Raw genomic sequence first — 13,265 nt, forward strand, 5'->3', positions numbered from 1 at the left:
AGACTGCGACGAGACTCAGAGAAAGTCCCCGCGTAGCCAGGGGTCGTGCCTCATAGAAAAGTCCCCGGCAAAGGACGGGGTGGGGTTCGGCGACGATGGGGTATGCCGGATAAGGATGTCTCGTTGGCCACCAGGGTCGAGATCACCAAGAAATACGCTGCCGCCTACGAGGCCGCTTCGAAGAAGGACAAGTCGAAGATTCTGGACCAACTGGTCGAGGTCACCGGCTGGAACCGGGATCATGCCCGCCAGCAGCTACGACGCCGGCTGACCCAGCCCAGAGGACGCGCTACCGCCACTGTGGCAGTGATCGATCGGCGCAAGAGCCGGGGCCGGAAGTACTCCTACGACGCGATCAAAGTCTTACAGCACGTGTGGGCCACCGCCGGGGGTATCTGCGGCAAATACCTCGCCGCCTCAATGGCTGACTGGATCCAGGCGATGGAAGCCGCCAGGGCCCTGGTTCCTGGCCAAGACCGCTATAGCCAGCAGGTCCGGACTGAACTGCTGGCCATGAGCGCAGCCACCATCGATCGGTACCTGGCACCAGCGAAGGCCAGGGACCCTATCCGAGGGAAGTCCGCCACCAAACCGGGCAAACTGCTGCGCAACTCCATCAGTGTGCGCAAAGCAGGCGATGAAATCGAAGCCGAACCAGGGTTCTTCGAAGTCGACACCGTGGCCCACTGCGGGCCGACTTTGAAGGGTGAGTTCGCCCGGACGGTGAACTTCACCGATATGCATACCGGGTGGGTCTTCACCCGCGCGATCCGCAATAACGCGATGGTCAACATCGTCGCCGCCTTTGAGGAGTTCATCACCACGGTGCCGTTTATGGTCACCGGCATCGACTCCGACAACGGCAGCGAGTTCATCAACCACCAGGTGTTGGGTTGGTCTGCTGAGCGGAAGATCTTCTACACCCGGTCCCGGCCGTATCAGAAGAACGATCAGGCCACCATCGAGTCGAAGAACAACCACCTGGTCCGCCGCTACGGGTTCTACTACCGCTACGACACCGCGATCCAACGCGAACTACTTAACAGACTCTGGGACCTGGTCTGTGACCGGCTGAACTACTTCACCCCCACCACCAAGCCCACCGGCTACACCGCCGATGCCATCGGGCGTCGTCGCCGGGTCTACGACAAACCCCGCACCCCCTACCAGCGGCTATTCGATGCCGGAGTCCTCAACCCAGCCCAACAGCAGGAGCTGGCCACCTACAAGGCCTCGCTGAACGTCGTTGAGATCGCCGCTGAGATCGACACGATCCAGCAACGGCTGATCGCCTTGGCCGCGATCCCGACTCGGCGCCTGGAGCGGGAGCTCGAGGACCAAGCCGCTCGGGCAATGCCCGAGGCCGATTGGATCAAACTCTACGGCTGACCCGGACCTGTTTCGCGGGGACTTTTACATGAGGCACGGGGGATCACTTCCCGGGGACTTGACCGTGAGGCATCACGGACTCCTGCGGCGATGGATCGAAGGCGTCACCTTTGCTGGCACCAGTTGATAGGCTGCCTCCCCCGTATACTCCGAGGATGCCGATCATGACCGACGACCGACGTACCCATGACCACCGGTCCGCCCTCGAGCAGTGCGGCGGCGAACTGTGAGCGGCGGTCTCGTCGCCCTGCTCGACGACGTCGCAGCCCTGGCCCGCATAGCGGCCGCGTCGGTGGACGACGTCGCTGCCGGGGCCGCCAAGGCAGGTGCCAAGGCCGCGGGAGTGGTGATCGACGATGCCGCCGTCACCCCGCAGTACGTCTCCGGGGCCGACCCGTCCCGCGAACTGCCGATGATCAAGAAGATCTTCTGGGGCTCGCTCCGGAACAAGCTGTTGATCATCCTGCCGGCGCTGCTGCTCGTCAGCGCTTTCGTCCCGGCGATCATCCCGTTCATCCTCATGCTGGGTGGCACCTACCTCTGCTACGAGGGCGCGGAGAAGGTCTGGCACAAGCTCCGGGGCCACGCCGCGGCCGAGACGACCCCGGCGGTCGAGCGGGGTCCGGAGGCGGAGGCCAAGGTCACCAAGGGGGCCATCACCACCGACTTCATCCTCTCCTGCGAGATCATGGTCATCTCGATGAACGAAGTGGGAGGCGAATCACTGTGGGCGCGCGCGCTCATCCTGATCGTCGTCGCCCTCGCGATCACCGTGCTCGTGTACGGTGCCGTCGCGCTCATCGTGAAGATGGACGACATCGGCCTGCACCTGACCACCAAGGAGTCCGAGGGTTCTCAGCGCTTCGGCGCGCTGCTCGTCAAGGGGATGCCGGCGGTGCTGACAGCGATCACCGTCGTCGGGACCATCGCCATGCTCTGGGTCGGCGGCCACATCATGCTGCAGGGGGCATACGACCTCGGCTGGCACGCACCGTACGACCTGGTCCATGCCCTGGAGCACCCTTTCGTCGGGATCCCGGTAGTGGGCGCCTTCCTGGCCTGGCTCGTGAACACCGTGTGCTCGGCCCTCCTGGGAGCTGCCTGGGGCCTCGCGGTCATGGCCATCGTGCACCCGCTGCTGAACATGCTGCCGTCGAGCAGGAAGAAGGGCGGGCACGAGGAAGGCGACGTCCGCGCTGCCGTCGCCGGCTACCGGAGCACGAAACACGAGGCTGATTCCTCCTCCTGAGACGTGCCGAGCGGGTCCTGGCCGGCTGGCTCATCTCGTCCGCCCTGCGGCCCCGGCTGATCGGCGGCCTTCTGCACAGCAGGGGCGGTTGTCCACACCGGGAGGAAACCCTGCGTGAAGTGGTGGGTGGATGCCAGAATTGACGGAGCAGGGACCCGGCTCGTGCCGCGCTTCCCGTGGATGGTCAGGAAGCCGGCCGCTGACGGGACCTTGTTGCGCTGCCTCGGGGCGGTGGTTCCCTGGAGGCTTCCTGCCCCCGTCCGGGCCGCCCGAAGGAAGCTGCGCATGCAAGGCTTGCACACCCACACCGCGATGAGGCACGCGGACCTGTCCGTCCTGCTCGTCTGGGACCACTTCCTCAACATGGGAGGGTCGATCGAGCAGCTCGAGGTCGACGCCTACCTCCATGGACTGATGTCCCTGCCCGTGGACGACCGCGATTGCCTCACCCAGGCGGTGAACGAACTACTCGACGACCTCGCGATGATGGGGCACGAGGCCTGTTGCCGCGCGCCGTACAGCACGATGGACAGCGTCGGAGCGGGTTCCCGGAGGCACCGGCGCCGGACAGCCGGCGGGCCTGGAGGAGAACAGGGGCGCTGCCGCCGACCCGTCCCGGTAGAACGCCACCTTCCGGGATGACGGATCAGGTGTCGGTCTCGGCGTGAGCCATCGCCACGGGTTTCGACTCCACAGCATGAGATTCGCGAGCAGAAGGCCGTGATCCCTGATCCAGTGCTTCATGGTGGTACCCGGTCCTTCCATCGGCCTTGCGCACCCTGCGCCTACTCAACGCCAGGAAGGGCCGCGGCCGGGCGGCAAACGGAACCGCGGCACCGTCCACGGTTGCGCCAGGAGTGCGCCCGTGGCCTTCCTCCGCTCGCCGATCATCGATCAGGGCGGCTCCGGGGGGCTGGGATAGCCTGACTGCATGGAACGCATCGCGGTGATCTCGGACCTCCATGGGAATGCGACTGCCTTCACCGCGGTACTGGAGGACGCCAGGCGCCGCGGCATCAGCACGGTGTACAACCTCGGCGATGTCGCAGGGAAGGGACCGCGAGGCTCCGAGTGCGTGCGGCTCAGCCGCCTGCACTGCGCCGTGACGGTGCGCGGCAACTGGGACGACTTCCTGCCCAACGAGTCGCCCGAGTGGCGCGACGACGCCGGCTGGTGGTGGCACAACGAACTGACTCCGGAGGACCGGCGCTGGCTGCAGTCACTCCCGCTGTCCCACGACATCACGCTGAGCGGCCGGCGCGTGCGGATGTTCCACGCCTCTGCGAAGAGCGTCTACCACCGCGTGCACGCCCGGCACACCGATGACGACTTCGAGGGGATGTTCGCCGCGACCGACCTGACGGGCCATGGACCGCAACCGGACGTGGTCTGCTACGGCGACATCCACGACGCCTTCGCCTCCACGTATCGGAGCCGGACGCTGGTCAACGTGGGCAGTGTGGGCAATCCGCTGGACGAACCGCAGGCGTCCTACGTGATCCTGGAAGGGGAGCCCGACGGCAGGCGAGAGGATCCGTTCGGCATCCAGTTCGTCAGGGTCGCGTACGACGTCGAGGCGGAGATAGCCGTCGCCGCCGAACTCGGCATGCCGGCCCTCGAGGCCTACGCGATCGAGTTGCGTACGGCGATCTACCGGGGCCAGCACGCCCGGCTCGGGCTGCTGCAGTCGGCACCTGCATAAGCAGTCGGCCAGGGGCCGGCTTCTTGACCCCTGACCGACGCCCCATGTCGGTGCAAGCACATCGATGTATTCAACATCAGTCCGCGGACACGTCCGGGCCATTTGCTGCGTGTACCCAGTGTGCGCCGCGCTCCTCGACGCATGCGCCGAAGTGCGTCGGGACCAGGTCACGTTGACGGCGGCGCCCCCGTGGTGGTGGTTCCGGACCCGGGGTGAGCGGGAAGGGGCCCGTCGAGCAGAGAGCGCAGGAAGCTCCTCCGATTGGGTAATATTCTCTAGGTCGTTTAGCAGCAGGCGACCACCCACCTTCTCCCTGCCCAGCATCGCGCGTGGACGGCGGGGGTTGATGCAAAGGTCTGCCTGTTGGTTGAACACGAGAAAGACAAGGGCCCGGCGGTCTCGGGCATGCTCCAGGACATGGTCCTCGACAGCGACGACGTCGAGGAGTTCCTGACGAAGCTGGTCAAGATCGCGGGTCACGCGTTGTCCGCGGCGGACGACGAGGTCCTGTGCGGTGTCACGCTCCTGCGCGCGCGGACCAGGACGACGGTCGCGAGCAACAGCCCTGACGCGCAGAAGATGGACGAGGTCCAGTACGAGTTCAACGACGGGCCATGCCTGCGTGCCGCCCGGCTGGGGGAGGTCCACTACGTCGCCGACTTCGATTCCGAGGAGCGCTTCCCCGAGTACAGCCGGGCGATCAGTGAGCACGGCATCAAGTCCGCACTCGGGGTGCCCATCCCGCTGGAAGGCGATGCGACGGCGGCCCTCAACTTCTACTCGCCGCTCACCGACGCATTCGCGGATGGGGCCATCGACGCCGCCGAGAGGTTCGCCGAGGAGGTGTCAGCGTCGCTCCGGCTCGCCGTGCGCATCGCCCGGCTGACGGAATCGAGCGCGGACATGCGGGCCGCGATGGAGAGCCGCACCACCATCGACCTCGCGGTCGGCGTGATCATGGGGCAGAACCGGTGCTCCCAGGACACGGCGATGTCCATCCTCAAGACGGCGTCGAGTGCGCGGAACATCAAGCTCCGGGATGTGGCGGCCTCCGTTCTGCAATCACTCGGCCAGGGGCCAGCGAAGACCCATTTCGAGTAGGACGCATCCCCGACGCATCGGGGAACGGGGAGCCACGGGCCTGAAGGCGTGGACCTGCTGTTTCGTGGAAGCGCTCAGCCTTCGGCTGCCGGCCGGTCCGCGAGCCGCACGTCCACGTTCTGCGTCTGCGAGCCACGCCGGGTCTCGACGGAGACGGTCTCGCCCGGATCGCGCTGGCGCAGCGCGGACAGGAGGTCCTCGGGCGTCGCCAGCTCCTCCTCGCCGATCCGGGTGAGGATGTCACCCGGCCGGATCCCTGCGTCATCGGCCGGTCCGCCCCGCGAGACCGAGAGGACGACCACGCCGGTCGTCTCCTCGAGGTTCAGCTGCTCGACGATCTGCGGCGTGATGGCCCCGGGAGCCAGGCCCAGGAAGGCGTGCTCCGCCGTGCCGTCCTCGCGCAGTTCCTCGGCCACCTCCAGGGCGGTGGGGGCGGGGATGGCGAAGCCGAGGGCCACGGCTCCCCGTGCGGGAGGGATGTAGGCCTCGCTGATGCCGATGATCTCACCGCGTCCGTTCACGACGGCCCCTCCGGAGTTGCCCGGGCTGATCGCCGCATCGGTCTGGAGCAGGTCGACGAGCGACTGGCTCGTGGAGGCTGAACCCGGAATCTCACGGTGCAATCCGGAGATGATGCCGGACGTCACGGTGTTCTCGAAGCCGAGAGGGGAGCCGATAACGACGGCGAGTTCACCGATGCGGGGGAGGCGGGACTGGAAGGTGGCGGCGGGGAGATCGGTGCGGTCGGCGCGCACGAGCGCCAGGTCGGAGACGGTGTCCGCGGCTTCCACGGCGCCGGAGACCCGCTGTCCGTCCGCGAAGGCCACTTCGACGTCCTCGTTGCCGCGGATCACGTGCTCGTTGGTGAGGATGAGCCCGTCCTCTGTGTAGATGACTCCACTGCCCAGCCCGTCCTCCGTGAAGATGGTGACGACGGACGGCTCGACCGCCTCGACGATCTCCGGGATGGCCATGTCACCCTGCCGGCTGCCGGATGACCCCGAGGGTGAATCCGACGACTGCGCCGAGGACGTCCCGGTCCCGTCGCCCTGTACCTGCGCCGGAGCGCTGGAGGCCGTGTCCGTGGGTCCGGTGTCGGTGCAGCCCGCCACCGCGAGCAGAAGTGCGAGGCCCAACGCCCCGACCGGGATCCTCGTCCTGGTGTTCGGTGTCATGAGCGGATCCTCCTCGATACGGCCTGTTGTCCGGCGTGCGGTCTCCCCGGGCTACTCATGACCGTACGAAGGGGACGATCCCGCGGACAAGGAGGAAAAATCCGTACTGCGGGGTTGGACAGGGCAGGGAGAACAACCCTGCCGTGACCGGGGGGTCCGGGCGGGCTCCTACGGGCGCCCGTCACCCTGGTCGGGCCTGCGCAGGGGGTGCTCGCGCCACGCCTCCCGCCCGGGGGTGTCCGACCCGTAACCGGGGCGTAGCAGCGGCTCGTCGGGATCGTCCTCGGGATTCGACCTGCGCGGCGCGCCCCTGCGATGCGTGAGCCAGTAGCCCCAGCCGATGCAGGCCGCGGCAACCAGGATGATCAGGATCCCGATGGCCAGCAGCAGGGGTGCTTCCGACGGCGCCGGCGTGCCCGTCGACTCGGCACGCGCGAAATCCGAGACGGCCTGTGGAACGAAGAGGGTGCTGATGAACAGCAGGACCAGTCCTGCCAGATACTGCTTCACACCGAGTTTCATGACTCCCCTGGGTGTCCTCGCGGGCGGTTCGGGCTTCCCCCCAGCTTAGGCCCTGCCGCCGGCACGCCTAGGCTGGTCGAGTGCATGAGACCCTGCCCAGCAATCGTCAGCTCAGCCGCAGTATCCTGCGGCTCGCAGTGCCGGCACTGGGGGCCCTGATCGCCGAGCCGCTCTTCCTGCTCGCCGATTCGGCGATCGTCGGGCACCTCGGTGTCGACGAGCTCGCGGGCGTGGGCCTCGCGTCCACGGTGCTGCAGACGGCGGTCGGGCTCATGGTCTTCCTCGCCTATTCCACCACTCCCGTGGTCGCCCGCCTCCTCGGAGCCGGGCGCCTTCCCGAGGCGCTCGCAGCAGGGCGCGACGGCGTGGGCCTCGCCGTCGTCCTCGGCGTCCTCCTGTCCGCCGTGGGATGGGTGGCGGCGCCCCGGCTGGCCGAGCTCCTGGGTGCCGAGGGCGCCGTGCACGCGTTCGCGGTCGACTACCTCCGCTGGTCCATGCCCGGGCTCACCGCCATGCTGGTGGTGCTCGCCGCGGCCGGCGTGCTGCGCGGACTGCAGGACACACGCACTCCGCTCCTCGTCGCGGGCGCGGGGTTCGGCGTCAACATCGTGCTCAACTACCTGCTCGTCTACGGCGCCGGGCTATCGGTCGCCGGTTCCGCCCTGGGAACGAGCCTCGCGCAGTGGGGCATGGCGGTCGTGTACCTCGTCATGATCGCGCGCTCCTCCCGACGGGAACGGATTCCCCTCCGACCCTCGCTGCATGGCGTCCGAAGCACTGCGGCCATAGGTTCGTGGCTCATGCTGCGCACCCTGTCCCTGCGCGTGGCCATCCTCGCCACCGTCTTCGTGGCGACGGCACAGGGCCCCCTGAGCCTTGCCTCGCACCAGCTCGTCATGACGGTCTTCACCTTCCTCGCCTTCGCGCTGGATGCCTTGGCCATCGCCGCACAGGCCCTCATCGGGAAGGAGCTGGGGTCGGGGAACCGGCCACTCGCCAGGGCACTCACGCGTCGCATGATCACGTGGGGCGTGGGGTTCGGGGTGATCACGGGGTGCCTGCTCGCCGCCGTGGCGCCCTTCGTGGGCTGGATCTTCACCACGGATCCGGCGGTCCAGTCGGCGTTCGCGGCCGGGCTGTGGGTGCTCGCGGCCTCCCAGCCTGTCTGCGGGTTCGTCTTCGTGCTCGACGGCGTCCTCATCGGAGCCGGTGATGCACGGTACCTCGCGATCGCCGGCGTCGTGAACCTCGTGGCCTACCTGCCGCTGCTGGTCCTGGTCGGCCTGGCGGACCTGACGGGGAGCGAGGGGACGGTGTGGTTGTGGCTCGCCTTCGGCATCGGCTACATGCTCGCTCGAGCGGGCACGCTCGGGTGGCGTGTCCGCGACGACCGGTGGATGGTGACGGGTGCGACGCGGGCCAGGGCGGTCCGCGGAGCGTAGCCGCCCTGGTGGCCATCAGAGCGTGCGGAAGGTGGCCCGGATGTCGTCGACGAGTAGCCGGGGTTGCTCGAGCAGGGCGAAGTGGCCGCCGTCCGCCACCTCGGCGAAGTGCACCAGGTTCGTGTATCGCCGCTCCGCCCAGCGGCGCGACCGGCGGATGTACTCGCCGGGCATGATGCTGAGCCCCACGGGGAGGGTGAGGGGTTCCTCGAGCGTCCCGGGATTGGCCCAGCCGTTCCTGCCCGCCTCCCAGTACATGCGCGCAGCCGATGCCGCGGTGTTGGGAAGCCAGTAGAGCATGATGTCGTCGATCATCTCGTCGAGACTGAAGAGCGCCTCGGCGTTCCCGTGTCTGTCGTGGGTACCACCGACGTCCTGGAACATCGCGTAGATCCAGGCCGCCAGGCCGATGGGCGAGTCGGCGAGCGGGTACCCGATGGTTTGGGGCCGGGTGGACATCTGCTGCGAGTACGCGGAGAGGCTCTGCCAGTAGTACCGGCCCTCCTGCAGCATCGCCTGCTCCTCCTCGGAGGCCGAACGCATCTCCTCCTCGGAAGGCATGAAGAGGGCCATGTTCAGGTGGATGCCGGCGAGGCCCACGTCCTCACGCTCCTGCAATGCGGCGAGTTCGGCCGTGACGGATGCTCCGAGGTCGCCGCCCTGCGCGAACCACCGCGCGTACCCGAGGCGGTCCATGAGGACGGCCCACGCCCTGGCTGTCCGCCGGGTGTTCCAGCCGGCCCCGGTGGGCTTACCGGAGAAACCGAATCCGGGCAGGCTGGGGATGACGACGTCGAACGCGTCCGCCGCGGACCCGCCGTAGGCCTCGGGATCCGTCAGTGGCCCGATGACGTGACGGAACTCCAGGACGGAACCGGGCCATCCATGGGTCAGTAGCAACGCCCGCGCTCCGGGCACCGAAGATCGGACGTGCAGGAAGTGGATGTCCAGGCCATCGATGCTGGTGGTGAACTGGCCCCACGCGTTGAGCAGTGCCTCCGCCCGGCGCCAGTCGTAGGCGGAAGCCCAGTGGCCGGCCAGGGCCTGGAGCTTCTCCAGCCGAGGGCCCTGGGAGGTGTCCGGTACGGTCTCGCGGTCGGGCCAGCGAGTGGACAGGATGCGTCGGCGGAGGTCTTCGAGCTCGACCTCCGGGACGTGCAGTCGGAATGGCGTGATGTCGGGGGCTCCGCTGGAGGGGCGTTCAGCGGTCATGGAGGGCTGGATGTCGGGCATGGCGACCTTCGGGTTGGGGTCGGGCGCGCCGACCGGTGGATACCGATCATCATAATCACAGATCGTCTCCCTCTAAGACGATCTCTTCTTGGTACGATTCGAGGTATGCCTGCTTCGCCGTCATCGGACCGACCCCTGGAGCCATCCAGCATCGACTGGGATGCCGGGGGCATCGAGACGGAACTCGGGTGGTCGCTGCAGGCGATGTCGCAGGGCTTCGCCCGGATCGCGACCGGTGCCGTGGCGGACGTACCCGGTGGGCCGCGGGGATACCAGGTGCTGGTCGCCATCACGACCGAGGCGCCGACGTCGCAGCTCGTCCTCGCGCAACGGCTCGGCATCGACAAGACGGCGATGGTCTACGTCGTCGATGCCCTCGAGGGTGCGTCCTTGGTCGAACGCCGGCCCGATCCACGGGATCGCCGCATCCGTCAGGTCCTCCCGACGAATCAGGGCCGTGCCCTCCTCGACGCGGCGCGGGCAGCACTCCGCGGGGTGGAAGGCCAGCTGATGAGGAACCTCAGCCCGCAGGAACAGGAGCAGCTGCGCCGCCTCATGGCCCGCGTCGCCCTGGACTCCGGTGCGGTGGAGTCGTGCATCGGGGTCGTCGCCGGTACCGAACAGCCGGTGGCCGCACCCCACCTCTCAGCCCGCCGACGTCGTGCCGACCTCCGCGACACCACCTCCACAGAGAAGAGCACCTCATCATGACCACCGTCCTCGTCGCCGGAGCCACCGGTGACCTCGGCCACCGGATCGTCCGCGACCTGCTCGCCGCCGACCCCGCAGTCTTCGTCCGTGTCCTGACCCGCCCGGGCGGTACGACCGCGCACGCCATGCACGGGGAGCGTGATCGCCTGGAGATTCGCGAGGCCGCCTACACGGACCACGCCGGCCTCGTCGGTGTTCTCGCCGGCGCCGACGTCGTCGTGTCCGCGGTCAGCGGTGCGCGCTCCGTCATCCTCGGCGCCCAGCGGGCGCTGCTGGCGGCGGCCGTCGAGGCCGGCATGGCACGCTTCATCCCGTCCGATTACTCGGCTGATTATCGCCGTGTCACACCGGGCAGCAACCGCAACTTCGAGCTGCGTCGGGAGTTCGCCGCCGACCTCGATGCCGCGCCGCTCCGCGCCACGTCCGTGCTCAACGGCGCCTTCACGGACATGCTGACCGGACAGGCTCCGATGATCCTGTTCAGGCGGCACAAGGTCCTCTACTGGTCCTCGCCGGACCAGCTACTGGACTTCACCACCAAGGACGACGTGGCCCGCACCGTCGCGCACGTGGCCCTCGACGCCACGGCGCCCCGCTTCGTCGAGGTGGCGGGGGACCGTGTGACGGCCCGGGGCATCGCGCGGATCATGACCGAACTCACCGGTGTTCCGTTCACCACCCAGTGGGCCGGCACCACGGGCATGCTGTCGGGTATGGCCAGGATCGGGCGGCGCGTGTCAGCGGACGAGGAGGCGGCGTTTCCCGCCTGGCAGGGCATGCAGTACTTCGTCAGCATGTTCAGTGGCGAGGCCCAGCTGCACCACGTGGACAACGACCGCTACGGGCCGCAGGTCTGGACGGGCACCCGCGACGTCCTCGAGGCGCACGTGACGAACGGCGGCCAGGGGCCGACGACGGCGACGGCTGCTTAGCTCGGTCCGCAGCCACACCCCACCCCGCCCCCTGCAGCCGCCGCCCCGTGTCCGTCCCCTCCACCACCGAGCGTGAGGTGCAGCTTCCTGGGCCTCAGGTCGACCGGTGTGGCTTCCCTTTCCTAGAGTGGAGGTATGAGCCGTTCCCCTGACACCTCGTCCGACTGCGATAGACCCGGCGCCCGGCGGAGGCCGGGCCGGCCTCCTGCCCCTGAGGTGGCCGAATGAGCGGTGACCTGGTGCTGAACATCGCTCTGGTCGTGGTGTTCGTCCTCATCGGTGGCGTGTTCGCCGCGACGGAGATGGCGCTGGTGACGCTTCGGGACAGTCAGGTCAATGCGATAGCACAGCGTGGGAAGCGGGGCGAGAAGGTCGCCGCGCTCGCGCGCAATCCGAACCGGTTCCTGTCAGCGGTGCAGATCGGAGTGACGGTCGCCGGGTTCGCATCGGCCGCGTACGGGGCTTCGTCGATCGCCCCCTCCGTCGCACCCTTGCTGGTGTCGCTCGGACTGGGCGAGGCGGCTGCCCTCACCCTTGCCACGATCCTGCTCACCCTGGTTGTCGCCTACCTCTCGCTCGTCCTCGGTGAACTCGCACCGAAACGCCTGGCGATTCAACGCAATGCGCAGTTCGCTTACGCGGTGGCGCCGGTGCTCAACGGTTTCGCGGTACTGATGCGTCCGGTCATCTGGTTGCTGTCCGTGTCGACGAACGCGGTCGTCCGTCTGCTCGGAGGCGACCCGCACCGCAGGAGCGAAGAAATGACCGAGGAGGAACTCCGCGACATCGTCATCAGCCATGAAGGGCTGCCCGAGGACGAACGCCGCATCCTGGACGACGTCCTCTCACTGCGCGACCGGCAGATCAGCGAAGTGATGCGTCCCCGGCCCGAAGTCGTCGCCATTCCCAGCAGCGACACCGTCGGTGAGGCGATTTCCCGCATCGTGGACCTGCCGTTCTCCCGGTACCCGGTTGTGGACCAGTCCATCGACGACATCACCGGCTTCGTGCACGTACGGGACCTGTATGACGCCGCCGCGCACGACCGGAGCGCGCCCCTGGCGCAGATCCTCCGGCCGATCCCGTACCTGCCCGCTACCGCTCGTGTTCTGCCGACACTCACAAGGCTCCGCGCCCGGAACACGCACATCGCCGTCGTCATCGACGAGTACGGTGGCACCGACGGCATCGTCACGTTGGAGGACCTCGTCGAGGAAGTCGTGGGCGAGATCTTCGACGAGTACGACACCGATGCCGCGCCCATCAAGCTCACCGATGGTGGGGGCATCGTGGACGGGCGACTGAATTTGCAGGACTTCGCCGAGACCACCGGGATCGAACTGCCACGCGGCACCTGGGACACGGTCGCCGGTTATGTCCTCGATCGCCTCGGCCGGCTCGCGACACCGGGAGACACGGTCGACGTGGGGGGCGCGACCCTCCAGGTCGTGAGCATCGATCGGCGGCGCATTGCCGAAATCCTCGTGATACCGGCAGGAACGCAACCTCATGACGAGCAGGAAGGGCCCTGACCAGTGGGCAGGACTTCCTCTGCCGAGCCGTCCGGCAGCGACGGAATCAGGGGCATCACGGTCGGGGCTGCGGTGGCTGCTCCAGAACTCCTGTGGCTGTGAGGTGAGCGGCGACGGCGGCCAGCTTGCTGTTGCTGGCCGAACTCGTCGCGACCAGCAGCTCGAATGCCTGTTCGCCGGTGATTCGATACCGTTCCATCAGGATTCCCTTGGCCTGCCCGATCACGTCCCGGCTCTGGATCGCTCGGGTGAGGTGCTCCACCTTCTCGTTCACCTC

13 protein-coding genes are annotated in these 13,265 nt (G+C 67.8%); 9 read left to right on the top strand and 4 right to left on the bottom strand.

Annotated features, from left to right (window positions below; translation table 11 throughout):
- Positions 1–123: 123 nt before the first annotated feature.
- From AC1MFI_RS05740 to AC1MFI_RS05760, 5 genes are all read left to right on the top strand, one after another.
- Positions 124–1,389 (top strand): DDE-type integrase/transposase/recombinase, encoded by a 1,266-nt coding sequence (locus AC1MFI_RS05740; protein WP_479816192.1) that lies wholly within the window; start codon positions 124–126, stop codon positions 1,387–1,389.
- A 226-nt stretch (positions 1,390–1,615) separates the two neighbouring features.
- The gene (locus tag AC1MFI_RS05745) at positions 1,616–2,638 is read left to right on the top strand and encodes a DUF808 domain-containing protein (protein WP_479820155.1); all 1,023 of its coding nucleotides are present in this window, start codon (positions 1,616–1,618) and stop codon (positions 2,636–2,638) included.
- Positions 2,639–2,923: 285 nt separating this feature from the next.
- On the top strand, positions 2,924–3,280 hold the full coding sequence (locus AC1MFI_RS05750; protein ID WP_479820156.1) for a hypothetical protein: 357 nt from the start codon (positions 2,924–2,926) through the stop codon (positions 3,278–3,280).
- Positions 3,281–3,569: 289 nt separating this feature from the next.
- Positions 3,570–4,340: a metallophosphoesterase family protein gene (locus AC1MFI_RS05755; RefSeq protein WP_479820157.1), complete on the top strand. Its 771-nt coding sequence runs from the start codon at positions 3,570–3,572 to the stop codon at positions 4,338–4,340.
- A 363-nt stretch (positions 4,341–4,703) separates the two neighbouring features.
- Positions 4,704–5,441, top strand: coding sequence for an ANTAR domain-containing protein (locus tag AC1MFI_RS05760; RefSeq protein WP_479820158.1), 738 nt, complete (start codon positions 4,704–4,706; stop codon positions 5,439–5,441).
- A 74-nt stretch (positions 5,442–5,515) separates the two neighbouring features.
- Here the strand turns inward: AC1MFI_RS05760 and AC1MFI_RS05765 are convergent, their stop codons facing one another.
- Both AC1MFI_RS05765 and AC1MFI_RS05770 read right to left on the bottom strand, forming a co-directional pair.
- On the bottom strand, positions 5,516–6,616 hold the full coding sequence (locus AC1MFI_RS05765) for a S1C family serine protease (protein ID WP_479820159.1): 1,101 nt from the start codon (positions 6,614–6,616) through the stop codon (positions 5,516–5,518).
- Between the two features lie 168 nt (positions 6,617–6,784).
- The gene (locus AC1MFI_RS05770; RefSeq protein ID WP_479820160.1) at positions 6,785–7,138 is read right to left on the bottom strand and encodes a hypothetical protein; all 354 of its coding nucleotides are present in this window, start codon (positions 7,136–7,138) and stop codon (positions 6,785–6,787) included.
- Between the two features lie 80 nt (positions 7,139–7,218).
- Here AC1MFI_RS05770 and AC1MFI_RS05775 point away from each other — a divergent pair, with 80 nt between their 5' ends.
- On the top strand, positions 7,219–8,580 hold the full coding sequence (locus AC1MFI_RS05775; RefSeq protein ID WP_479820161.1) for an MATE family efflux transporter: 1,362 nt from the start codon (positions 7,219–7,221) through the stop codon (positions 8,578–8,580).
- 15 nt (positions 8,581–8,595) lie between these two features.
- Here AC1MFI_RS05775 and AC1MFI_RS05780 read toward each other — a convergent pair whose 3' ends face one another.
- Complete coding sequence (locus AC1MFI_RS05780; protein ID WP_479820162.1) at positions 8,596–9,813, bottom strand: epoxide hydrolase family protein; 1,218 nt, start codon at positions 9,811–9,813, stop codon at positions 8,596–8,598.
- Positions 9,814–9,918: 105 nt separating this feature from the next.
- Between AC1MFI_RS05780 and AC1MFI_RS05785 the strand changes: the two genes are divergently transcribed.
- The 3 genes from AC1MFI_RS05785 (at position 9,919) to AC1MFI_RS05795 (ending at position 12,988) form a co-directional block, all read left to right on the top strand.
- Positions 9,919–10,524, top strand: a complete 606-nt coding sequence (locus tag AC1MFI_RS05785) for a MarR family winged helix-turn-helix transcriptional regulator (protein WP_479820163.1) — start codon at positions 9,919–9,921, stop codon at positions 10,522–10,524.
- Complete coding sequence (locus AC1MFI_RS05790; RefSeq protein ID WP_479820164.1) at positions 10,521–11,456, top strand: NmrA family NAD(P)-binding protein; 936 nt, start codon at positions 10,521–10,523, stop codon at positions 11,454–11,456. Before AC1MFI_RS05785 ends, AC1MFI_RS05790 begins: the two co-directional genes overlap by 4 nt.
- A 224-nt stretch (positions 11,457–11,680) precedes the next feature.
- A complete protein-coding gene (locus AC1MFI_RS05795) occupies positions 11,681–12,988 on the top strand; it encodes a hemolysin family protein (RefSeq protein WP_479820165.1) in 1,308 nt (435 codons plus the stop codon).
- 55 nt (positions 12,989–13,043) lie between these two features.
- On the opposite strand, the gene AC1MFI_RS05800 is transcribed toward AC1MFI_RS05795, so the two are convergent.
- A complete protein-coding gene (locus AC1MFI_RS05800) occupies positions 13,044–13,262 on the bottom strand; it encodes an ANTAR domain-containing protein (RefSeq protein ID WP_479820166.1) in 219 nt (72 codons plus the stop codon).
- Positions 13,263–13,265 lie beyond the last annotated feature (3 nt).

Source organism: Arthrobacter sp. BC5, from assembly GCF_056680255.1.

Bases quoted from the DNA above. Each gene is read 5' to 3' on its own strand.
- AC1MFI_RS05750 (WP_479820156.1), top strand. From the start codon at position 2,924: ATGCAAGGCTTGCACACCCACACCGCGATGAGGCACGCGGACCTGTCC.
- AC1MFI_RS05755 (WP_479820157.1), top strand. From the start codon at position 3,570: ATGGAACGCATCGCGGTGATCTCGGACCTCCATGGGAATGCGACTGCC.
- AC1MFI_RS05765 (WP_479820159.1), bottom strand. From the start codon at position 6,616: ATGACACCGAACACCAGGACGAGGATCCCGGTCGGGGCGTTGGGCCTC.
- AC1MFI_RS05770 (WP_479820160.1), bottom strand. From the start codon at position 7,138: ATGAAACTCGGTGTGAAGCAGTATCTGGCAGGACTGGTCCTGCTGTTC.
- AC1MFI_RS05780 (WP_479820162.1), bottom strand. From the start codon at position 9,813: ATGCCCGACATCCAGCCCTCCATGACCGCTGAACGCCCCTCCAGCGGA.
- AC1MFI_RS05785 (WP_479820163.1), top strand. From the start codon at position 9,919: ATGCCTGCTTCGCCGTCATCGGACCGACCCCTGGAGCCATCCAGCATC.
- AC1MFI_RS05790 (WP_479820164.1), top strand. From the start codon at position 10,521: ATGACCACCGTCCTCGTCGCCGGAGCCACCGGTGACCTCGGCCACCGG.
- AC1MFI_RS05795 (WP_479820165.1), top strand. From the start codon at position 11,681: ATGAGCGGTGACCTGGTGCTGAACATCGCTCTGGTCGTGGTGTTCGTC.